The sequence below is a fragment of the Nocardioides sp. Root151 genome, assembly GCF_001427925.1.
Lineage (GTDB): Bacteria > Actinomycetota > Actinomycetes > Propionibacteriales > Nocardioidaceae > Nocardioides.
Genome location: NZ_LMGG01000004.1, coordinates 1347272 through 1368252, shown reverse-complemented (window position 1 = coordinate 1368252; position 20981 = coordinate 1347272). Strand labels below are relative to the sequence as shown.

The 20981-nt window shown below is 68.4% G+C and carries 20 protein-coding genes, 1 tRNA gene and 1 pseudogene; 11 read left to right on the top strand and 11 right to left on the bottom strand.

The features are described 5' to 3' along the window. Positions 1-128: 128 nt before the first annotated feature. From ASD66_RS15160 to ASD66_RS15145, 4 genes are read right to left on the bottom strand one after another with little or no spacing between them, the layout of a single operon-like run. Positions 129-566 (bottom strand): Fur family transcriptional regulator, encoded by a 438-nt coding sequence (locus tag ASD66_RS15160; protein ID WP_056680953.1) that lies wholly within the window; start codon positions 564-566, stop codon positions 129-131. After that, positions 553-1539 (bottom strand): metal ABC transporter permease, encoded by a 987-nt coding sequence (locus ASD66_RS15155; RefSeq protein ID WP_056680950.1) that lies wholly within the window; start codon positions 1537-1539, stop codon positions 553-555. Before ASD66_RS15155 ends, ASD66_RS15160 begins: the two co-directional genes overlap by 14 nt. After that, positions 1539-2354, bottom strand: coding sequence for a metal ABC transporter ATP-binding protein (locus ASD66_RS15150; RefSeq protein ID WP_082563735.1), 816 nt, complete (start codon positions 2352-2354; stop codon positions 1539-1541). The genes ASD66_RS15155 and ASD66_RS15150 overlap by 1 nt, the downstream gene beginning before the upstream one ends. Continuing rightward, the gene (locus ASD66_RS15145) at positions 2348-3277 is read right to left on the bottom strand and encodes a metal ABC transporter substrate-binding protein (RefSeq protein WP_056891402.1); all 930 of its coding nucleotides are present in this window, start codon (positions 3275-3277) and stop codon (positions 2348-2350) included. Before ASD66_RS15145 ends, ASD66_RS15150 begins: the two co-directional genes overlap by 7 nt. A gap of 155 nt (positions 3278-3432) precedes the next feature. Between ASD66_RS15145 and ASD66_RS15140 the strand changes: the two genes are divergently transcribed. The 9 genes from ASD66_RS15140 to ASD66_RS15100 all read left to right on the top strand — a co-directional run bounded on the left by ASD66_RS15140 (position 3433) and on the right by ASD66_RS15100 (position 12471). After that, positions 3433-3741 (top strand): antibiotic biosynthesis monooxygenase family protein, encoded by a 309-nt coding sequence (locus ASD66_RS15140; protein WP_235530109.1) that lies wholly within the window; start codon positions 3433-3435, stop codon positions 3739-3741. 94 nt (positions 3742-3835) lie between these two features. Continuing rightward, a complete protein-coding gene (locus ASD66_RS15135; protein ID WP_056891400.1) occupies positions 3836-5233 on the top strand; it encodes a glycine--tRNA ligase in 1398 nt (465 codons plus the stop codon). 48 nt (positions 5234-5281) lie between these two features. Beyond that, positions 5282-5935 (top strand): hypothetical protein, encoded by a 654-nt coding sequence (locus ASD66_RS15130; RefSeq protein WP_156388700.1) that lies wholly within the window; start codon positions 5282-5284, stop codon positions 5933-5935. Positions 5936-6122: 187 nt separating this feature from the next. After that, complete coding sequence (gene dusB, locus ASD66_RS15125) at positions 6123-7265, top strand: tRNA dihydrouridine synthase DusB (RefSeq protein WP_056891398.1); 1143 nt, start codon at positions 6123-6125, stop codon at positions 7263-7265. 154 nt (positions 7266-7419) lie between these two features. Then, complete coding sequence (locus ASD66_RS15120) at positions 7420-8283, top strand: hypothetical protein (RefSeq protein ID WP_156388699.1); 864 nt, start codon at positions 7420-7422, stop codon at positions 8281-8283. 255 nt (positions 8284-8538) lie between these two features. Further along, positions 8539-9780: a deoxyguanosinetriphosphate triphosphohydrolase gene (locus tag ASD66_RS15115; RefSeq protein WP_056891491.1), complete on the top strand. Its 1242-nt coding sequence runs from the start codon at positions 8539-8541 to the stop codon at positions 9778-9780. A 117-nt stretch (positions 9781-9897) separates the two neighbouring features. Next, positions 9898-11817 (top strand): DNA primase, encoded by a 1920-nt coding sequence (dnaG, locus tag ASD66_RS15110; RefSeq protein WP_056680930.1) that lies wholly within the window; start codon positions 9898-9900, stop codon positions 11815-11817. After that, positions 11814-12317, top strand: coding sequence for a hypothetical protein (locus ASD66_RS15105; protein ID WP_056680927.1), 504 nt, complete (start codon positions 11814-11816; stop codon positions 12315-12317). The genes dnaG and ASD66_RS15105 overlap by 4 nt, the downstream gene beginning before the upstream one ends. Positions 12318-12395: 78 nt before the next feature. Then, a tRNA-Asn gene (locus ASD66_RS15100) sits at positions 12396-12471 on the top strand. 907 nt (positions 12472-13378) lie between these two features. Here ASD66_RS15100 and ASD66_RS15095 read toward each other — a convergent pair. From ASD66_RS15095 to ASD66_RS25555, 4 genes are read right to left on the bottom strand one after another with little or no spacing between them, the layout of a single operon-like run. After that, positions 13379-14149: a 2-keto-4-pentenoate hydratase gene (locus ASD66_RS15095; RefSeq protein WP_056891396.1), complete on the bottom strand. Its 771-nt coding sequence runs from the start codon at positions 14147-14149 to the stop codon at positions 13379-13381. Beyond that, positions 14146-15300: a luciferase family protein gene (locus ASD66_RS15090; RefSeq protein WP_056891395.1), complete on the bottom strand. Its 1155-nt coding sequence runs from the start codon at positions 15298-15300 to the stop codon at positions 14146-14148. Before ASD66_RS15090 ends, ASD66_RS15095 begins: the two co-directional genes overlap by 4 nt. After that, positions 15297-15806, bottom strand: coding sequence for a VOC family protein (locus ASD66_RS15085; protein WP_056891394.1), 510 nt, complete (start codon positions 15804-15806; stop codon positions 15297-15299). The genes ASD66_RS15090 and ASD66_RS15085 overlap by 4 nt, the downstream gene beginning before the upstream one ends. A 41-nt stretch (positions 15807-15847) precedes the next feature. Further along, entirely contained in the window at positions 15848-16423 is a 576-nt protein-coding gene (locus tag ASD66_RS25555) for an NADPH-dependent F420 reductase (RefSeq protein WP_056891393.1), read from the bottom strand. A 91-nt stretch (positions 16424-16514) separates the two neighbouring features. Between ASD66_RS25555 and ASD66_RS15075 the strand changes: the two genes are divergently transcribed. Then, positions 16515-17024 carry a MarR family winged helix-turn-helix transcriptional regulator gene (locus ASD66_RS15075; RefSeq protein ID WP_056891490.1) on the top strand — a complete coding sequence of 170 codons (510 nt, stop codon included), beginning with the start codon at positions 16515-16517 and terminating at the stop codon, positions 17022-17024. Positions 17025-17582: 558 nt separating this feature from the next. On the opposite strand, the gene ASD66_RS15070 is transcribed toward ASD66_RS15075, so the two are convergent. The 3 genes from ASD66_RS15070 to ASD66_RS15060 are packed head-to-tail and all read right to left on the bottom strand — an operon-like array spanning position 17583 to position 19256. Further along, entirely contained in the window at positions 17583-18080 is a 498-nt protein-coding gene (locus ASD66_RS15070; protein WP_056891392.1) for a VOC family protein, read from the bottom strand. 10 nt (positions 18081-18090) lie between these two features. Then, a complete protein-coding gene (locus ASD66_RS15065) occupies positions 18091-18756 on the bottom strand; it encodes a nitroreductase family protein (protein ID WP_056891391.1) in 666 nt (221 codons plus the stop codon). A 47-nt stretch (positions 18757-18803) separates the two neighbouring features. Beyond that, positions 18804-19256: a hypothetical protein gene (locus ASD66_RS15060; protein WP_056891390.1), complete on the bottom strand. Its 453-nt coding sequence runs from the start codon at positions 19254-19256 to the stop codon at positions 18804-18806. A gap of 390 nt (positions 19257-19646) precedes the next feature. Here ASD66_RS15060 and ASD66_RS15055 point away from each other — a divergent pair. Beyond that, a pseudogene (locus tag ASD66_RS15055) lies at positions 19647-20981 on the top strand (PKD domain containing protein); the annotation flags it as partial.

Genomic DNA, 20981 nt, shown 5'->3' with positions numbered 1-20981 from the left:
GCTGCGCTGCTCGCCAAACCGGCAGCAGCATGACCGTTGCTTAGACCGATTGACCTAGCCGGGGGCAAAGTGTCAAGAAGGGCGCACAAGTGCGGCCGTCTCGAACGCCGTACCGAGCCTGGCGACCGTCAGGAGCAGGCGGCGCAGGTGCCGAAGATCTCCAGCGTGTGGCTGATGTCGCGGTAGCCGTGCTCGGCGGCGATCGCCTTGGTCCACCGCTCGACCGTCGGGCCTTCGACCTCCACCGTGGCGCCGCACGACCGGCAGACCAGGTGATGGTGGTGTGAGTCGGAGCAGCGCCGGTAGGCGGCCTCGCCGTCCTCGGTGCGGAGCACGTCGACCTCGCCGCTGTCGGCGAGCAGCTGCAGGGTGCGGTAGACGGTGGCCAGCCCGACCTTCTCGCCCGAGTCGGTCAGGAGCGAGTGGATCTCCTGGGCACTGCGGAAGTCGCCGAACGTGGAGAGCACGTTGGCCACGGCCAGGCGCTGCTTGGTCGGGCGCCCGCCGGCCACCGGGGTGGTGCGGGGCTCGGTGGTGGGCTCGGTCTTCGGCTCAGTGTTCGTCATAGTGCACTCCGTGGGGGGCGTGGCGGTGACCGTCGTGGACATAGTCGACGTGGTCACCGTGGGGTACGGCGGTGTGCCCGCAGTTCTCACCGTGTTCGTGGGGGTGTTCGTCGATCGCGTCATGGGCCAGCGGCGCGAGCTCGTCGAACGGTTGCCGCTGGCGGCGACGTCGACGCAGCCACATGCCCACCGGCCAGGTCAGCACGAAGCAGGCCAGCGCGAGCAGCACGATGGTGGGTCCGGGCGCCACGTCGAAGGCGACTGCCGAGACCATGAGTCCGCCGAAGGACGCGCCGACGCCGAGGCACATCGCGGCCAGCAGGGTGGCCCGGAAGCTGCGGGTGAGCTGCTGGGCGGTGGCCACCGGCACGATCATCAGCGCCGAGACCAGCAGCAGGCCGACAGTGCGCATCGCCACGGTCACCGTGACCGCGGCCAGCACGGCGACCAGCACGTTGTAGACGCGGATGTTGAGCCCGGCGACCCGAGCGAACTCCTGGTCCTGGGCGACCGCGAACAGCTGGGGTGCGAGTCCGACCCCGAGCAGGATCACGATGGCACTGAGCGCCATCGTCACCCATACGTCCTGTGGCGAGATCGTGGTGATCGACCCGAACAGGAACTCCTGGAGGCGGGCCGCACTCTGTCCGGCCAGGCCGGTGATCATCACACCACCGGCGATGCCGCCGTAGAACAGCAACGCCAGCGCGACGTCGCCGTTGGCGTGACCCTTCTCGCGGATCACCTCGATGAGTACGGCGCCCAGGATGGCCACCACGACCGCCGTCCAGGTCGGTGAGGTGTTGGTCAGCAGGCCGAGTGCCACACCTGTGACGGCGACGTGGCCGATGCCGTCACCCATCAGGGCGAGGCGGCGCTGCACCAGGTAGGTGCCGACGACCGGCGCGGCGAGTCCGGTGAAGACCGCGGCGATCATCGCGCGGATCATGAAGTCGTAGCCCAGGATGTCCATCAGTGGTGCTCCCGGTGGCGGTTGAGGCCGAGTTGCGGCGTGTGGTCATCGACGACGGGCACCACGTGGTGGTGGCTGTGGCCGGCGCCGAACAGTGGCCCGTGCACCTCGTGGTCGGCCAGCGGCGGGCCGTCGTACGCAATGCGGCCGTCGCGCATGACGATCGCGCGGTCGACCAGCGGAGTCATCGGGCCGAGCTCGTGGGCGACCAGCACGACGGTCGCGCCGCGGGACTTGAGCGTCTCGAGGGCGAGGGCCAGGGCCTGCTGGTTGGGCAGGTCGACGCCGGCGGTGGGCTCGTCGAGGAAGAACAGTTCGGGCTCGCCGGCCAGGGCGCGCGCGATCAGCACTCGCTGCTGCTGGCCGCCGGAGAGGGTGTTGATGCCGTCGTGGCTGCGATCGCGTAGCCCGACCACGTCGAGGGCGTCCTTGATGGCCTGGCGGTCCTTGCGCAGGAGCGGTCGCAGGAGGCGACGTCGGGTGAGCCGGCCCGAGGCCACGACCTCCCAGACCGAGACAGGGATGCCGCTCGCGGCGGTCGCGCGTTGCGGCACGAAGCCGATGCGATGCCAGTCGTGGAAGTCGGAGAGCTGCGCGCCGAACAGCGTCACCGATCCGCCGCCGATCCGCAGCAGGCCGGTCATGGCACGGACCAGGGTCGACTTGCCGGAGCCGTTGGCGCCCATCAGTGCCACGAACTCGCCACGCTCGATGCGCACGTCGATGTGACGGAGGATGGGACGCCCGGAAATGGCGACGGAACCGTCCTCGATCTCGAGGACGGTCCGGTCGCGGTCGGTGGGGTCGGTCAGCAACCGTTGGCCTTCTTGAGTGCGGTGAGGTTGTTCTCCATGAGTGAAAGGTAGTTCTCATCGGAGGTCTGGTCACTCAGGCCCTCGATCGGGTCGAGCACGGCCGTCTCGACGCCGAGGTCGTCTGCCAGCGAGTCGGCCGACTTCTTGCTGCCGAGGGCCTCGGAGAAGACGGTGGTCAGGTGCTCGTCGCGGATCAGCTTCTCCAGCTTCGCCCGCTCACCCGGGATCGGCTCGGCGCCGGGGGAGAGGCCCGTGATCGCCTCGAAGTGGAGGCCGTAGCGGCTGAGGTAGCCGAATGCCTCGTGGTTGACCACCACGGTGTCGACCTTGCAGTCGGCCAGCCCGTCGGCGTACGCCTTGTCGAGGGTCTCGAGCTCGCCGCGAAACTTCTCGGCGTTGGCGGTGAACTCGTCCTCGTGGTCGGGGTCGATGCCGCTGAGCCTGTCGGCGATCGCGTCGGCGAGGTCGGCCATCAGCAGGGGGTCGAGCCAGAAGTGCGGGTCGTGGTCACCGTGCTCGTGGTCGTGGCCCTCCTCCTCGTGCGCGTGGGCGTCCTCGCCGTTCTCGTGCAGGTCGATCACCTTGGCCGCGTCGAGGGTCTCGCCCTCCGCGTTCTGCTCGACGGCGTCGTCGACGGCGGGCTGGAAGCCGGTCTCGAAGATCACCAGTCCCGCATCGGCGACGTCGCCGGTCTGGCGCACGCTCAGCTCGACGTCGTGGGGCTCGCGGCCGGCCTGGACCAGGTTCTCGACCTCGAAGTGGTCGCCCGCCACGCGCTCGGCGGCGTAGGCCAGCGGGTAGAAGGCCGCGGAGACCTTCTGCTCGTCGACGTCCCCGTCGCCCGAGAGTGCACCGCATCCGGCAAGGAAGAGCGAAGCACTGACAACGAGGGGTACGGCGAAGCGCGCGGCAGGCAAGTTCATGAGAACGATTCTCAGCAAGATGAGAATGGTTGTCAAATCGAGTTCCCCGGGCAGGGCTGAACCTGTGCGGCCTTCTTGACGGCTCGCCCGTGGCAGGACGCGTGTGGAGCGACCGTAACCCCGCGTTGCATGGGAGATTGGGGGACGTGTTGGTCGTGAACAGGTTCCGGGCGTCCGAGCATGACGTGGCGAGCTTCCGGGCGCGGGTCGAGGAAGCGCACGCGCTGCTCGCGGCCTGCGCCGGGTACGTCGAGGGCACGGTCGGACGCAACGTCGACCAGCCCGACCTCTGGCTGCTCACCACGCGCTGGGCCAACGTCGGGTCCTACCGCCGCGCCCTGTCGTCGTACGACGTGAAGCTGGGGGCCTGGGAGCTGCTGGGCACGGCACTCGACGAGCCCAGCGCCTACGAGGTCGTCGAACCGGGTGGCGAGCTCAACGAGCCTCTGGCCCGCGAGACCTGACCGCCGCGGCCCGACACACAAGTCAGGTGACACGCTCGTTAGGCTTGATCCTTCAAGACCGACAGCCAGTCGGCCGACCTTCCCAGGAGTTCCCGTGGCCAAGCCGCCCCCCTCGCCCGTCGACAACGTCGTCTCCCTCGCCAAGCGCCGAGGCTTCGTCTACCCGTGCGGTGAGATCTACGGCGGCACCCGCTCCGCGTGGGACTACGGCCCGCTCGGTGTCGAGCTCAAGGAGAACATCAAGCGCCAGTGGTGGAAGGCGATGGTCCAGGGCCGCGAAGACGTCGTCGGCCTCGACTCCAGCATCATCCTGCCGCGCGAGACCTGGGTCGCCTCCGGCCACGTCGACACGTTCAACGACCCGCTGACCGAGTGCCAGTCGTGCCACAAGCGGTACCGCGCCGACCACCTGCAGGAGGCGTACGCCGAGAAGAAGGGCATCGACAACCCCGACGACGTCGATCTCAAGGACGTCGCCTGCGCCAACTGCGGCACCCGTGGTGCCTGGACCGAGCCGCGCGAGTTCTCCGGCATGCTCAAGACGCACGTCGGTGTCCTCGAGGACGAGTCCGGCCTGGTCTACCTGCGCCCCGAGACCGCGCAGGGCATCTTCCTCAACTTCGCCAACGTGGTGACCAGCAGCCGGCGCAAGCCGCCGTTCGGCATCGCCCAGATCGGCAAGAGCTTCCGCAACGAGATCACGCCGGGCAACTTCATCTTCCGCACCCGCGAGTTCGAGCAGATGGAGATGGAGTTCTTCGTCAAGCCCGGCGAGGACGACGAGTGGCACAAGTACTGGATCGCCGAGCGCACCAGGTGGTACGTCGACCTGGGCATCAATCCCGACAACCTGCGCCACTTCGAGCACCCGCTGGAGAAGCTGAGCCACTACTCGAAGGGCACCACCGACATCGAGTACCGCTTCCGCTTCGCGGGCTCCGAGTGGGGTGAGCTCGAGGGCATCGCCAACCGCACCGACTTCGACCTGACCACGCACTCCAAGCACTCCGGCCAGGACCTCTCCTACTTCGACCAGGCCAACAACGAGCGCTACACGCCCTACGTCATCGAGCCGGCGGCCGGACTGAGCCGGAGCCTGATGACCTTCCTGGTCGACGCCTACCAGGAGGACGAGGCGCCCAACACGAAGGGCGGCGTCGACAAGCGCACCGTGCTGCGCCTCGACCCGCGCCTCGCGCCGGTCAAGGTCGCGGTGCTCCCGCTGAGCCGCAACGCCGACCTCTCGCCCAAGGCCAAGGACCTCGCCGTCGAGCTGCGCCGCAACTGGAACGTCGAGTTCGACGACTCGGGTGCGATCGGTCGCCGCTACCGCCGCCAGGACGAGATCGGCACGCCGTACTGCGTCACCGTCGACTTCGACACCCTCGACGACAACGCGGTCACGGTGCGCGAGCGCGACTCGATGTCGCAGGAGCGGATCAGCCTCGACGGCATCTCGACGTACTTCGCCGAGCGTTTGCTGGGCTCCTGACCAGTGTTTCGTCGTACGACGACCGCACCGTCGGTGCACAATGACGCCATGAAATCCGGAGTTCTTCGTCTCGCCGCGTTGTCCCTCGTCGCTGTCCTCGCCCTCGCGGGCTGTGGAGGCGGGGACGACGACAAGGACAACAAGGACTCCAAGGACGACTCGTCGCAGAGCAGTGACGGCTCGAGCACGCCCGAGGACGACGGCCTGACCGACCCCGGATCGGCACTCGAGCTCGGCGAGCCGGCGACCTTCAAGTGGCAGGCCACCGCCAAGGTGTCCGGCCAGGCCGAGGTCACCGTCACCCGCATCGACAAGGCGCCGATCAAGGCGTTCAGCGGTTTCAAGCTGAGCGACGCGATGAAGAAGTCGACGCCCTACTACGTGCACCTGCGGGTGAAGAACGCCGGCACGTCCAACCTCGGCGGCTTCGAACCGCCGGTGTTCCTCGACAACGGCTCCTCGATCCTCTACCCGGCCGCACACATCAGCGGGTTCGCCCCGTGCGCCGACCGGTTGCTGCCGAAGAAGTTCGGGCCCAACGCCAAGCCCGCCTCGCTGTGCATGGTCTTCCTGGCCCCGGCGAAGACCGAGCTGCGCACCGTCGCGCTGCGCCCCGACGAGGCCCAGGAGCAGATCGACTGGACCGGTGACGTGACCGCGCCGGGCGCGAAGGCCAAGAAGGGCGCCAAGAAGAAGCGCTGACCCAACCGCGAACCGTGCCTTTTTGATGCGCCAACCGTGCGTCATTGATGCGCGAACCGTGGAAGATTGCGCCTCGAACCGTGGATCCTTGACGGGCACCGCAAGGACCCCCAGCTCGGCAATCAACGATCCACGGTTCGCGCATCGAAAGCCCACGGTTCGCGCATTCGAGGGGTGGCAGTTCACAATGGAGCCCATGCAGCTGGGCAACCTGACCGTCGAGACGCCCGTCGTCCTGGCTCCGATGGCCGGCATCACCAATGCGGCGTACCGCCGGTTGTGCCTCGAGAGCATGCGCGAGCAGGGCGCCGACGGGCTCTTCGTCTGCGAGATGATCACCTCACGCGGCCTGGTCGAGGGCGACGCGATGACCAGGTCGATGCTGGTCTTCGACGAGCTCGAGACCACCCGCTCGGTGCAGCTCTACGGCACCGACCCGGTCTACGTCGGCAAGGCCGCGGAGATCCTCTGCGCCGAGTACGGCGTCGCGCACATCGACCTCAACTTCGGCTGCCCGGTCCCGAAGGTGACCCGCAAGGGCGGCGGGGGAGCGCTCCCGTGGAAGCGCGGGCTCCTCGGCGAGATCCTCGAGCACGCGGTCCGCGCCGCCGAGCCGTACGGCGTGCCGGTCACCATGAAGACCCGCAAGGGCATCGACGACGACCACCTGACCTACCTCGATGCCGGACGCATCGCCCAGGAGGCGGGGTGTGCGGCCATTGCGCTGCACGGCCGCACCGTCGAGCAGGCCTACTCCGGCCAGGCAGACTGGGAGGCGATCGCCGAGCTCGTGGCGCACGTCGACATCCCGGTGCTCGGCAACGGCGACATCTGGGAGGCCGCCGACGCGCTGAGGATGGTCGAGCAGACCGGTGTCGCGGGCGTCGTGGTCGGCCGCGGCTGCCTGGGCCGTCCGTGGCTGTTCCGCGACCTGGCCGCGGCCTTCGCCGGCGAGACCGTGGCTACGCTCCCCGTGTTGGGTGAGGTGGCCGCGATGATGCGTCGCCACGCCGAGCTGCTCAGCTCGCACATGGGGGAGGAGAGGGGCTGCAAGGAGTTCCGCAAGCATGTCTCGTGGTACCTCAAGGGCTTCCCGGCCGGTGGTGCACTGCGTCACTCCCTGGCCCTGATCGACAGCCTCGCCACCCTCGACGTCCTGCTTGGCGAGCTCGACCCCGACGCCGTCTTCCCGGTCGCCGAGCTGGGTGCTCCACGGGGGCGCCAAGGCACGCCACGCAAGCGGGTCGTGCTGCCCGAGGGGTGGCTGGACGACGCCGACGGGGCCGGCTGCGGCATGGAGGAGGACCTGTCCGCGGCCTCGGGCGGGTGAGGATCAGGTGAGGATCGGGTGACTCGGAACACCCTGTGAACAGTGTCCCCAAATGGGACATTTCCGGTTCGTTTATGTTTCACTCGATCTTCGTGCCCAGACGGACACCCCGTTCGGACACAGACCCTGTCAGCTATCGCAAAGGATCAGCGCTGTGGCAAATCATGGCCACAAGCGGGACACCAATGCCCGCAGCAAGCCCCGCCTGGTGACCATCGCAGCATCGGTCTCCACGCTCGCCACCCTCGCCGTCGTCGGCGTCGGAGTCCTCGGATCCGACCCCGAGATCAAGGAGGTCGTGAGCGCCAACCAGGCATCCATCGGCGGTGCTGCCCCCGAGCGCAAGCAGGAAGTCTCCCGTTCGAGCGGTCGGGCCAGCCTCGACCTCGACCAGCTGAGCGCCTCCGCGACGTACTCCCGCAGCGCGAACCGCCTCGCCACCCAGCGCGCGGTGAAGTCCGCCGACTCCAAGCTGTGGACCACCGAGGAACTGAACCTCTGGGACGCGCCCACCGACGGTGCGACCCAGGTCGGCAGCATTGACGCCGGCAAGCAGGTGCTGGTCACCGGGCGCGAGCAGAACGGCCGTACCGAGATCGTCGTCGGCGGCCAGTCGCGCTGGGTGACCGCCGACTACCTCGACGACGAGAAGCCCGTCGAGGGCATCGGCGGCGAGTGCACCAACGGCACTTCCGTGCCCAGCGGCGTGAGCCCCAACATCGTCAAGGTGCACGCGGCCGTGTGCGCGGCGTTCCCCGACATCACGACCTACGGCACGTTCCGCGGCGACGGTGAGCACTCGCAGGGCCTCGCCGTCGACATCATGGTCAGCGGCGACCGCGGCTACCAGGTTCGCGACTTCGTGCGCGAGCACTACGCCGAGCTGGGCGTGAACTACATCATCTACTCCCAGCAGATCTGGTCGGTCGACCGGTCGGGCGAGGGCTGGCGTGGCATGGAGGACCGTGGCTCGACCACGGCCAACCACTACGACCACGTGCACGTCACGACGTACTGATCTCTGACCCCGCCGAATGGCCGCAGCCCTCGTGGGCCGCGGCCATTCGTCATTCTTCGGGCGTCGCGAGCCCGGCCGCGGACCATCCGACGGGTAAGTCGGGGTCCGGATGTCCTCTCCTGAGCGTGCGAGGACATGAGAGATGCAGAGGTCACCTGTTCGACGGTCCGTTCGACCGGTCTGTGGTCCGGGGTGCACGACTTCCGCACCGGCGCGCCCCCGACCGTGGGCGGGTGGCACTACTCTCGGGCCGTGATGGAGACCAACGAGTACGACGAGCGCGACCGCGAGCGCCTCGTCCCGGAGCCGCCGAAGCGGGTCGACGCACCCGTGCGTACGCCGTTCGAGCGTGACCGGGCCCGCGTGGTCCACGCGGCGGCGTCCCGGCGCCTGGCCGCCAAGACCCAGGTCGTCGGCCCCCAGAGCGACGACTTCGTCCGCAACCGGCTGACCCACTCTCTCGAGGTTGCCCAGATCGCCCGCGACCTGGCTCGGGCGCTGGGCTGTCACCCTGACATCACCGAGACCGCTGCCCTGGCCCACGACCTGGGCCATCCGCCGTTCGGCCACAACGGCGAGCAGGTGCTCGACGCGCTCAGTGAGCCGTGCGGAGGCTTCGAGGGCAACGCCCAGACGCTGCGACTGCTGACCCGCCTGGAGTCCAAGACGTTCGACGCCGACGACCACTCGGTGGGGCTCAACCTGACCCGCGCCACGCTCGACGCCTGCACGAAGTACCCCTGGCTGCGCGAGCGCCCGGGCACCAAGTTCGGGGCGTACGCCGACGACCTCCCTGTCTTCACGTGGATGCGCGACGGTCGCACCGACCGGCGGCGCTGCGTCGAGGCGCAGGTGATGGACCTCGCCGACGACGTGGCCTACTCCGTGCACGACGTCGAGGACGGCATCGTCGCCGACCGCATCGACCTGACCGCACTCGCCGACCCGGGCGCGCGACGCGAGGTGTGGCAGACCACCCGCGAGTGGTACCTCTCCGATGTCTCCGACGACGCCCTCGGCAGGGCGCTGGCCCGCATGCAGACGCAGGGCAGCTGGCCGCAGGCGCCGTACGACGGCTCGCGTCGGTCGCTGGCCGCCCTGAAGAACCTGACCAGCGACCTGATCGGCCGGTTCTGCGGCAGTGTGCAGACCGCGATGGTGGCGGCCTACGGCACCGAGTCGTTCGTGCGCTACCGCGCCGACCTGGTGATCCCCGACGAGACCCTCCTCGAGATCGCCGTGCTCAAGGGCATCGCCGCGCACTACGTGATGCGGTCCGACGAGCGCCTCGAGGTGATGGCTCGCCAGCGTGAGCTGCTGGCCGAGCTGGTGGCCGCGCTCGTCGACCGGCCCGACCGGCTGGACGCCGCGTTCGCCCACGACCACGCCGAGGCGCCCGACGACGCCGCCCGGCTGCGGGTGGTGATCGACCAGGTCGCCTCGCTCACGGACTCCTCGGCGCTCACCTGGCACCGCCGCTTCGCCATCGGCGACTGAGACCCTCGAAGCAGGCCCTCGGGACCCTTGACGGTCCGCTGGGCCGGGCCCTCGATTCTCCACAGCTCCCGTCGCCCGGCCAGTGCGTCGTACGGTCCCCGACGTAGACTCCGCGACGTGGCAGGACGGATCAGGGACGACGACATCGCGGAGGTCCGCGAGAAGGCTCGCATCGACGAGGTCGTGTCCTCCTACGTCACGCTCCGCAACGCCGGAGGCGGCTCGATGAAGGGCCTGTGCCCCTTCCATGACGAGAAGTCCCCGTCGTTCAACGTGAACCCGGCGCGCGCGTTCTTCCACTGCTTCGGCTGCCAGGAAGGCGGCGACGTCTTCAGCTTCCTGATGAAGATCGACGGCATCACCTTCAGCGAGGCCGTCGAGCGCCTGGCCGACAAGTACGGCGTACAGCTGCGGCGCGAGGACGGCGGCGCACCCACCCCGCCGCGTGGCCCGCAGCGCAGCCGCCTGATCGACGCCCACAAGCAGGCGCAGCTCTTCTACGCCGAGCAGTTGGCCACCCCCGACGCCGTGGTGGCCCGTCAGTTCCTCGACGGCCGCGGCTTCGACCAGGACGCCGCGGCCACCTTCGGCGTCGGGTTCGCCCCCAACGGCGGCGAGGTGCTGTTCAAGCACCTGCGGCAGAAGGGCTTCAGCGAGGAGGAGCTCGTCACCGGGGGCCTGGTCGGTCGTGGGCGTGGACTCTACGACCGGTTCCGCGGACGCCTGCTGTGGCCGATCCGCGACGCGTCCGGCGACGTGATCGGCTTCGGTGCCCGCCGCATCTTTGACGACGACCGCATCGAGGCTAAATACCTCAACACCTCTGACTCACCGATCTACAAGAAGTCCCAGGTGCTCTACGGCATCGACCTGGCGCGCCGTGAGATCGGCCGCACCTCGCAGGCCGTCGTGGTCGAGGGCTACACCGACGTGATGGCCTGCCACCTCGCCGGCGTCGGTACGGCGGTGGCCACCTGCGGCACCTCGTTCGGCGACGACCACGCGCGCGTGCTGCGCCGGTTCCTCCACGACCACGACGAGTTCCGCGGGGAGGTCATCTTCACCTTCGACGGTGACTCCGCCGGCCAGAAGGCGGCCCTTCGCGCCTTCGGCGGCGACCAGAACTTCGTCTCCCAGACCTACGTCGCGATCGAGCCCGACGGCCTCGACCCCTGTGACCTGCGCATCAAGAAGGGCGACGAGGCGGTCCGGGATCTCGTCTCCGGTCGCGTACCCCTCTATCGCTTCGTGCTCGGCAACGTGCTCTCGCGCTACGACCTCGACCGCGCCGACGGCCGCATCGATGCGTTGCGCGAGGCTGCCGTCCTGGTGAGCAGCGTGCGCGACAAGTCGAAGATCGACGCGTTCGCCCGCGAGATCGCCTCGTCCATCGGCGTCGACGTCGACGAGGCCCGCACAGAGGTACGCCGGGCAGCCGCGCGGCAGGGGAGGGTCCAGAAGCAGGCACCGGGCGGCGCCATGGGCCGGGCCTCGGGTGCTCCCCAGCGCACCGCGGCGCCGGTCAACGACCCGTCGAAGCCGCAGCAGCCCGCCGCGCCGCCGCTGCCGAACCTGCGCGACCCGCGCTTCGCGATCGAGCGCGAGACCCTCAAGCTCGTCCTGCACCACCCCGAGGTCGTGGTGCGTTCGGCCCGCGACGTCACACCTGCCGACTTCACGCACCCGACGTACCGCGGGGTGTGGGAGGCGATCCAGGCCGGTGGGGGACCCGAGAGCGCGAAGGACGGCTGGGCGGCCGGGCTGCGTGACCACGTGAAGGAGCCGGCCGTCGCCGCGGCCCTGACCGAGCTGAGCGTCGAGCCGCTGCTGTCCAAGAAGGAACCCGACCTCGCCTACGTGCACGCGCACGTCTACCGGCTGCGCGAGCTGACCGTGCTGCGCAGCATCGCCGACGTGAAGAGCAAGCTGCAGCGCACCAACCCGGATGACGCGGAGAACCACAACGCACTGTTCGGCGAGCTGATGACCCTCGAGGCGCAGCGTCGCACCCTTCGTGATGCGGGGATGGGCACATGAGGCTGTTCGGCAACGCGCTGCCCGACGAGGTGCGCGCGGCGGACCTGCCGACGGGGGAGAAGGCCCTGGCCGGCGCGGTCGGCACGGACGGCGTCGTGCTGGTCGGCACCCGCGACGCGTTGTACGTCGGGGAGCGGCGCATCCCGTGGGAGACGGTCGAGAAGGCCGACTGGTCCCAGGATGCCTCCACCCTGACCGTGACCGAGGTCGGCTCCTGGGGTGAGGTGAGGCCGGTGCACGTGGTCCCGCTGGACGAGCCCGGGCGCCTGCTCGAGCTGGTGCGTGAGCGGGTCACGGCGAGCGTCGTACTCCAGCGGCACGTGCCGATCCGCGGCCGCCGCGGCGTCTTCGTGATTGCGCGCAGGGCCCCCCGGGGCGACCAGCCCGTGCAGTGGGTCTACGAGTTCGAGGAGGGCGTCGACCCCGACGATCCCGAGGTGCGGCGCCGTGCCGCCGCTGCCCTCGAGGTGGTGCGGGGCGAGGTCGGCCACGACCTGTAGTCGCTCGCAGGCGCGAAGGGAGGGGCTGATTTCGCACCTCCGCTGCGTCCTTGCTATTCTTCCCGGGCTGCCTAGCGGTCCCCTGTAGCTCAACTGGCAGAGCATTCGACTGTTAATCGGAGGGTTGTTGGTTCGAGTCCAACCGGGGGAGCCAACGAAGGGCCTCTGGTCTGCGGAAACGCAGATCAGAGGCCCTTCGAGATTTGAAGGTTTGTGGCCTACGGTTCTCTACTTCGAGTCTCTCCTACCTCGGGACTCATCGGTCGCTTGACCTGCGAAGACGCCTCCGCGTGAGGGTGTCGACGGGCTTCGATCAGTCGTTGGAGGTGTCCAGAAACAGGCCAGAAACCCCTCGCCTGTTCGCTGTCGAGGATCGAGTTCGCTGGCCGTTGGGTATCCGACCAGATACCAAGATTCATGGCGATCAGAAATCTCCTCGAGCAGGCCCGCGACGCGGCGGGTCTGTCGCGGGCTGCCCTGGCCGACCGTGCTGGGACTTCGCGGCCGGCCGATCCGAGTACCCACCGTCCTGCCCAGCCTCCCGATCGATCGTGCGTTCGCAACATTCGTGCGTCCCCTGAACCTGAACGGGTCCGACCGTGGCCGACACTACGACCTGCGTGATCGTCGCAAACGGGCTCGCCTCTACGAGTTCATACTCCGCGAGGGCGGCCCCCGGGGACGTACTCGCCTACGTCGAGGAATGCTGCTCGTTGACTTGTGGGAGGAGTTCGTAAGCCCGTCAATGACCGCTCCGCCTGAGCAGGTGTCGTCACTGGCCGGTGTGTCGAGGAAGTGTTGGGGCTCGCACAAGCTTGGGGTGGCGACCATGAGGTGAGCTCCAACGTCGTCGGCGCGAAGCTCGACACACCGTTCGGCGCGGGCTCCCTGCAGACCGTGCGCGGTCTCGGCTACCGACGCCGATGCGTGCTACCGGCCTCTGGCCACCCGCGGGGATCGACCTCTTGGTCGCCACCCGGGCATACGACCGCTCTGTACTGCTGGCTCGCACGCTCGGAGTGTTGCGCACGCTGAGCGGGATCTGAGGTTTCGAAGGGCCGTCAGGTGCGGATGGACAAGGAGCCCAGGGCTCCCATGTCGATCGAGTAGTGGCTGCCGGTGACGAGAGGTACGGCGTCGGTCAGGGCCCCGGCGAGGACTACGGAGCCGGTCGGAAGGCTCTGGCCGTGCCGGGAGAGGTGCTCGGACAACCAGACGATCGCGGTCAGCGGATTGCCCAGGATCGCGGCGCCGGTCGCCGAGTGCACGAGCGAGTCGTCCACCGTGAGGGCGCACGGGTTCACCGTCAAGTCGCCGAGCTCTGCGAGAGGTCTGAAGGTCCCGATCACGAAGCCTGCGGCGCTGGTGTTGTCGGCGACGACGTCGGACAGGCGGAACCGGAACCCGGAGTAGCGGGAGTCGATGATCTCGGCGGCGACCGTTGCTCCCTCGATGCTGTGCGCAACTTCGTCCAGTGTGAGAGCGGCTGTGATGGGTCGGCTCGTGAGGAACGCGATCTCGGGCTCGATGCGCGGTTGGGCCCACTCTGTCAGGTCGTCGGCGAGCGAGTCAGCCGTGGACAGCATGGCGTCGGTCAGGAAGCCGACGATGGGCTGACCGACGTTCATACGCTGTTGCTTGGCGGCACTGGTCAGGCCGAGCTTCGCGCCGACGACGTGCTCGCCCGCTTCGATGCGTTGGGCGCGGTCGAGAGCTTGGATGTCGTACCCCCACTGCTCGGTGAGGGTCGGGTCAGTGTTGGTGAACGGTTCGAGGGTGCGCCGGTCGTGTCGTGCGGCCAGGAGGACCGCGTGGGCCTCGGTGGGTGTCATTGGCCCGTGCCGCTCGCATGGGCGTGGCTGGCCGCGACGATGCCGCGGACGGTGACGAGTTCGTCGTCGTCGCGGGGGCCGTGGACCAGCGTGAAGCCTGGGGACAGGCGGGTGCCGGCCCACATGTGGGGGCGGCCCCAGCCCTTGGTGGTGACGTCGGCGGCGAGGTCGGCGGGCAGCACCAGATGCAGGGATCCGTCGTATGACGGGTGGAGGTGTGCGAACTCTCCGAACCCGGGAACGAGGAACGCCTCGGGGTCCGAGGAGCCGTGGTCGAGGGTGAAGGCGCGGGCGCCGGGGACCGAGATGTGTGATGGGCCACCGGCCACGCCGGGCAGGTCGGCGATCTCGGCGAAGAGTCGCTCCTGGAGTTCGCCGGGCGCGTTCTGTGACTCCTGTTGCTGGGGGATGGTCCAACTGACGTCAGGCCGTGGGCCCGATCGTTCGGGCAGTGTGCCGCTCGGGAGCGTGGACCAGTTGACCTCGCCTCGAGGTCCGGCCGGGTGGGAGCCGTGGGTGCCGAGGTAGTTCAGCCGATACGCGATCCAGCTGCCCAGTTCGGTGGCGGTCGCAGCGGTCAACTGGTGGCCGCCCGGTTGGCGTTGGGCGACCGTGGGCGCCCCGGACTCGGACAGCAGGTAGGTCCAGGTCCGGTCGAGGAGCTCGCGCGGAATGACGTGGTCGCCGTCGCCCTGTGCGACGAAGACCGGAAGATTGGCCAGTCGTCCGGCCTCGACCGGGAGGCCCGCGTCGAACGGCATCGTGCCGTAGAGGATGGCCGCACCGGCGTACCGAGACGGGTCGTCCAGCACGAGTCCGCCGGCGAAGGCCGCACCACCGCTGAAGCCGACCAGGATGACCGGACGTCCGGCCGGGGCGACCTCGTCGAGCCAGCCACGGAACCAGCCCATCGTCTCACGCAACGACTCGGCAACCGGGCGACCGATTCCCCGGTTGGCGAACCACGCGAAGCCACCGCCCTCGGCGATCGGCGCTCGCACGGCGGCGTAGGCCGGACCGGTGGGCAGGTGCGCGGCCAGGCCGATGATGTCCTGCTCGTGGGAGCCGCGTCCGTGCAGGAGCACGACGAGGGGTGCGGACGGGTCCGGGTTGCCGTACGTCGTGACGACGGCTGGCGCGAAGGCACTCATGACGCCACCACTGGAACGAGTTCGGCGGCGGTGCGGACTCCGGCCCAGCGGCGTACTTCGCCGGGCAGGTCGAGCCGGTCGACGGGAGCCGCGGTCTCATAGGCGCCCCACTCGGCCTTCGGGAGCATCCACATCACCTCGAACTCGTTGCCGTCGGGGTCCTTCGCGTAGACGCTCTTGGTCGCACCGTGGCTGGACTCACCGGTGAAGGCGTCGAGGTTCGCCAAGGTGAGGCGGGCCTCCTCGAGTTCTTCGATGGTGTCGACCTGCCAAGCCAGGTGATAGAGGCCGAGTGACCCACTCGGGCGAGACGGCTGGGCTCCTACGCCGAACAGGCCGAGGTCGTGGTGGTTCCCGGACAGGGGGAGGCGGAGGAAGGCTGCGTTGGCACGGGGTTCGCGCGCCATGACCTCCATGCCGAAGGCCTGTTGGTAGAACGTGATGCTGCGTTCGAGATCGGCCACGAACAGGACGGCGTGGTTGAGGCGGACGGCATTGACGGTCATCGTGCGCTCCTTCTTGCTCTGGCTCGTGTTGTGGACGGGGATCAGGCGACGACGCCGAAACCGCCGGTCCAGGAGACCTTCTCGTTGGCGGCCAGGGTGAGCTGGAGGAAGCCGACCGCCTCGAGTTCACGGGCCCGCTTCAGCGAGCCGGCGTCGATCGCGTCCACGCCGCCCGCAGTGATGGCGCCGACCAGAGTCGACTTCGCCTCGGCGTTGTCGCCGGCGACGAGCACGGTGGTGGTGTTCGGGCCGACGGTGCCGGCGACGAGGGTGCCCGCGAAGGTGGTGTTGAAGGCCTTGAGGACGTGCGACTCGGGAAGCTTGGCAGCGAGCTCGGCGGTGGCGGAGCTGTCGGATCCGACGACCAGGGAGTCGAAGGTCTCGAAGTTCAGCGGGTTGGTGATGTCGACGACGATCTTGCCTGCGAGGCTGGCGCCGCGCTCGGTGAGAACAGCGGGGAGGGCCGGGTAGGGGACCGCGAGGACGACGATGTCGCCACTGACCGCGGTTGCCTGGTCGTTCTCGCCGACCAGCTCGACGGTGTGGCCGCCTTTGCCGAAGACGCCAGCGATGGCCTGCCCCATGTTGCCGGTACCGATGATGGAGATGTGCGACATGACGTGCTCCCTGAGGTAGTTTGGTTGTTGGTACAAGTAACAACGTACAGGCATTTAGTTGTTCCTTCAACTAATTCAGGAGATTGTGACCGTGGACACACAGTGGTTGGACAAGGACGAGCTCGGCGCCTGGGTGGGTCTTGTCGCGGTGGTCGAACTGCTGCCCGGCGTACTCGACGCGCAACTGCGCCGTGATTCCGGGCTCACGCACTTCGAGTACTACGTGCTGGCGATGCTCTCGGAGGCTCCGGAGCGGACGCTGCGGATGACGGAGTTGGCGCAGCAGACCAATGCGACGCTGCCGCGACTGTCGCACGTCGTACGCCGGCTCGAGGAGCGCGGAGTGGTGGAACGCTCCCCGTGTCCCGATGACCGACGGGCGACGAACGCGCGGCTGACGAGCAGGGGTCTGGCGGCCATCGAGGCGGCCGCACCCGGGCACGTCGACAACGTCCGCCGCCATGTCATCGATGCGCTGACCCGAGATCAGGTGAGCCAGTTGCACGACATCGCGGCGGCGCTCCTGGAACGACTCGATCCGAATGGTCTGCTGACCGCCGTCTACAAACGACCTGCAGTCCCAGGCGCTGAGCCGAACTGACAGCCGTGCCGCCCCGCTGTGTCGGGTGACAGCGATTTGAGACGTGTGCGGTTCGTGTATCGAAAGGATGCAAAGCAAACTCCAGCCCAAATGGTCTTTCGGGGTCATGTCCGAGCAAAAGACGTGACGCCGGACATGACAAGGGACTCGGATTGGGCTCGCTTTGGATCGCGGACGGGCGCAAAGTGGAACCGACGCGACGAGGGTCGTTGTCGATGAACCCGCAGGTCAGCGGCTAGTTTCCTCTTGTGATCGCAATCGTCGGCAAAGGACCGCGCTCACGCTCAGGGGCATCGGCGACTACCCGATGACTCACCGAGTAGAGATCGCGGCAGCGGGACTGCTGCACGATCTGATGACACGGTTGGTCGGTAGGCCGCCCGGGGAGTCGCCCGACCATGCACGCTCTCTTTGCGACTTGGCGGGCGAGAACAGCCCGGGAGGTGCAGGCGTCTCCTATTCACCTAAGGGCGCACGGCGCGGGGGAGCGATCAATCGGGCACAAGAGACTTCTGTAGTCTTCACTCCTGGCCGTGGGTCAGACGACGTGCCCGCGCTTCACAGCACCTTGGTGCCGTACATCTCTCCGAGCGGATCGGCGATGAGTTCGAGCCGCGCGCCGTTCGGGTCCCGGAAGTAGATCGAAGTGCCGCTCTCGCTCAGGTACTCCACCCCGGCGTCGTCGAGTTTCTGCTTGAGGTGGTTCCACCTCAACGGTTCCACGGAGATCGCGATGTGGTGAAGGCCGCCGAGCACCTCGACATAGGGGCCGACGTCCAACCCGGGGAAGTCAAAGAACGCCAGCAGGTTGCCGTGGCCGATGTCGAAGAAGAAGTGGTTCGAGCCCTGGTAGTCGCGGTTCTCGAAGATCTCGGTCAACGGGAACTCCAGCAGCTCCTGGTAGAACCGGACGGTTTCCTCAACGTCGCGGGCTACCAGGGCGAAATGGTGGAGCCCCCGGGCGCTCGACGCCGGCCGGCTCGGCTCCGGCTGCAGGTACGTCGCCCGAATACGCTCGCGTTCGGCATCGATGGCCGCGAGGTCGATCTCCGTCATGGGCTCCAGACTACGGGCGGAGCGGGCCACCGTCCCAGTGCTCGAGGTGGGTCAATTGGTCCATCCCGACCCTGGTGAGGCGCGTGAGCTGCTTGACCGGCTTTCCCAGGGGTACGACGGCCGCGACGGCGTACGTGTTCGGGACGCCGAGCAGGCGCTTCAGCGCCGGCTCCTCGGCGACGGCCATGGTGGTGATCGTGCCACCGAACCCCTCGTTGCGTGCGGCCAGGAGGAGGTTCCACACCAGTGGGTAGACCGACGCGCCGCCCACGATGCCAACCCGATCGAGGTTCTGGTCGAGTGCCGCGACGACGCGCAGGTCGACGCAGACGACGAGAATCACCGGTGCCGTGCGGATCGGGTCGGTGACCGATGTGGGGACGCGGGTCTTCGCCACCTGCTCGTCGGTGATCGCGCTGGGTGTGTAGGCGCTCCATGGCGTCTCGCCCGCGGCCCGCTGTGCGTGGTATCGCTGTGCGCCCGGTCCGGTGATCTCGACCAGGCGCTCGCGCGTCACCTGGTCGCGGACCACCACGATCTGGGTGCCTTGGCGGTTGCCGCCGCTCGGGGCAAAGCGGGCGTTGTCGAGGATCGTGTGGAGCACGGCGTCGGACAGTGGGTCGTCGGTGAAGTCACGCACAGCCGCGGTTGTGCGCATCACGTCGTACAGCTCCATGGGCCCCCACGTTAACGACGGCATCGATTCCGAGCCACCCGCTCGCCTCAAGACTGCTCGCGGCCACCGGGTTGCGACCTTCGTGCCGGGACCTCGGCGCCCGCTGCTCGCTCGCGGTGGAAGGACGCACCTTCAATTGGCGCTAGGACGCCGTCGTTCTTGCGGGGTCGCCACACGGCGATGGTGCGGATGGTGGGCCGGTTGACCTTGCGGCGGGCATCGACGCCGAGCGCGTGAGTGCGCAGGAGAGCGTTGAGTGCGTTGATCGCCCGGGTCCGTTCGCTGGTCATCGAGGTCCGGGCCGTCAGCAGGATCTGCAGGGTGGTCGATGTCTGTCCGGCGCGGGCGTCCGCGAGTTGGGCGAGGCCCTTGGTGTCGGTGGGGAACTCGGCGTCGTCGATGAGCTCGCCGGTGCGGGTCTCGATGATCACGTAGTGGTGAGTCGCGGCGTGGGTATCGACCCCGACGACGAAGCGGTAGTTGTCTGCCACGATGGTCATGAGCGATGTGTTCCTCCTGTGAGATGGATTGTCGTTCGCACCGGTTGAACCGGCCGGACCATCCACCGAACAACGACCTGCGGCGAGCACCGCTTCTCGCGGCGCGGCGCGGGTCGAGATCGCGGTCGCGGTCGCTGCCGACGACCTCGGCCGGGCGCGGAGGGCTCCGAGCGCCCGGTGACCGCTGACCGATTTCATCAACGTTGGGCACGCGCCCCCGCGCTGATCCGGGACACAGTTTTCCCAACCGCCGGGGCGTCCCGGGGAGCCATCCATTGGCGGGCTTTCATTGGGGCGTACGAGCGTCCCTCGAGCCAAGGGGTGCTGGGGATGCGCTGGTCTACACGGGTTTGCACGGGAATAGGGGTGGCCGCGCTCTTGGTGACCACCTTGTCGGCACCAACGACGGCCGGTGAGGACCATGACCGGGTCGTCGCCGACGACCCGGTCGCCTGGACACCCATCGTCGAGGACGGCGCCGGGGCGTTCGGCACCGCGACGGTGGGCGACGTCACCGTGGTGGGAGGATCGTTCACCCGGGTGCGGGCGCGGGGTGCGGCCAACGCAGTCACCCGCAACAACATCTTCGCGTTCAACTCCAACGGCAACATCAGCACCTCCTTCGTCCCCACCATCGCCGCCCGGGTCTGGGACGTCGTCCCCGCCGGTGACGGCCAGAGCGTGTTCGTCGGGGGCCAGTTCGGCTCGGTCAGCAGCACCGCCAGGACGAACCGGATCGCCCGCATCAACGTCAACACCGGCCAGGTGATGACCACGTTCCGGTCGCCCGGTTTCAACGGCAAGGTGATCGACCTGGAGCTGAAGAATGATCGGCTCTACGTGGGCGGCTACTTCAGCGTCGCGGGTGGACAACCCCACACAGCGATGGTCGCGCTCGATCCGGACAGTGGTGCTCTCACGAACCACCTCAACATCACCTTCGCCGACGTCTTCCTGGACACGGACCGGCCCAGGACGCCGACCGGGAACGCAGGGGTGGGTGTCGAGCGCTTCGCCCTCACTCCCGACGGGTCCAGGCTGATCGCAATCGGCAACTTCCGCACGGTCGGCGGTCAGAGCAGGGTTCAGGTCGCCATGATGGACACGAGCGGCGCCACGGCGACGGTGACCGACTGGTCGACCACACGCTATTCGATGGCGTGCAGTCGCAGTTTCCCGACCTACACCACCGGTGTCGACACGTCGCCGGACGGATCGTACTTTGCGATCACGAGCGGCGGAGCCTTCAACGGCGGCGCAAACTCGGGAACCCTGTGCGACTCGGTTGCCCGCTGGGAGACCAACCGCAGTGGTCCCGGACAGCAGCCGACCTGGGTCGACTACCTCGGCGGTGACTCCGGCACGGCCGTCCACATCACTGGCTCCGCGGTCTACATCGGCGGCCACTTCCGGTGGACGAACAACCCCTACTGCGCCGACTGCATCGGGCCCGGCACGGTCAAGCGCTCGGGCATGGCCGCACTCGACGTACGCAACGGGCTCCCGCTGACCTGGAACGCCGGCAAGCTGCCGCTCAACTGGGGCGTCATGCGCTTCGTCTCCACCGCCGCCGGCCTCTGGGTCGCCCACGACGGCGACACCCTCGGCGGTGAGCCGGCTGGCCGGATCGGGCTCATGCCGCTGGTCGACGGGAAGGTGCTTCCCGCCGACAACACCGGCAGCCTCCCAGGTGACGCCTTCCAGTTGGGCAACGTCGATGACGAT

Coding starts and splice junctions, on each gene's coding strand:
- ASD66_RS15105 (WP_056680927.1), top strand. CDS start 11,814: ATGAGGCTGTTCGGCAACGCGCTGCCCGACGAGGTGCGCGCGGCGGAC.
- ASD66_RS15085 (WP_056891394.1), bottom strand. CDS start 15,806: ATGACCGTCAATGCCGTCCGCCTCAACCACGCCGTCCTGTTCGTGGCC.
- ASD66_RS15130 (WP_156388700.1), top strand. CDS start 5,282: ATGAAATCCGGAGTTCTTCGTCTCGCCGCGTTGTCCCTCGTCGCTGTC.
- dusB (WP_056891398.1), top strand. CDS start 6,123: ATGGAGCCCATGCAGCTGGGCAACCTGACCGTCGAGACGCCCGTCGTC.
- ASD66_RS15070 (WP_056891392.1), bottom strand. CDS start 18,080: ATGACGGAGATCGACCTCGCGGCCATCGATGCCGAACGCGAGCGTATT.
- ASD66_RS15090 (WP_056891395.1), bottom strand. CDS start 15,300: ATGAGTGCCTTCGCGCCAGCCGTCGTCACGACGTACGGCAACCCGGAC.
- ASD66_RS15115 (WP_056891491.1), top strand. CDS start 8,539: ATGGAGACCAACGAGTACGACGAGCGCGACCGCGAGCGCCTCGTCCCG.
- ASD66_RS15060 (WP_056891390.1), bottom strand. CDS start 19,256: ATGACCATCGTGGCAGACAACTACCGCTTCGTCGTCGGGGTCGATACC.
- ASD66_RS15160 (WP_056680953.1), bottom strand. CDS start 566: ATGACGAACACTGAGCCGAAGACCGAGCCCACCACCGAGCCCCGCACC.
- ASD66_RS15155 (WP_056680950.1), bottom strand. CDS start 1,539: ATGGACATCCTGGGCTACGACTTCATGATCCGCGCGATGATCGCCGCG.
- ASD66_RS25555 (WP_056891393.1), bottom strand. CDS start 16,423: ATGTCGCACATCTCCATCATCGGTACCGGCAACATGGGGCAGGCCATC.
- ASD66_RS15095 (WP_056891396.1), bottom strand. CDS start 14,149: ATGACACCCACCGAGGCCCACGCGGTCCTCCTGGCCGCACGACACGAC.
- ASD66_RS15065 (WP_056891391.1), bottom strand. CDS start 18,756: ATGGAGCTGTACGACGTGATGCGCACAACCGCGGCTGTGCGTGACTTC.
- ASD66_RS15145 (WP_056891402.1), bottom strand. CDS start 3,277: ATGAACTTGCCTGCCGCGCGCTTCGCCGTACCCCTCGTTGTCAGTGCT.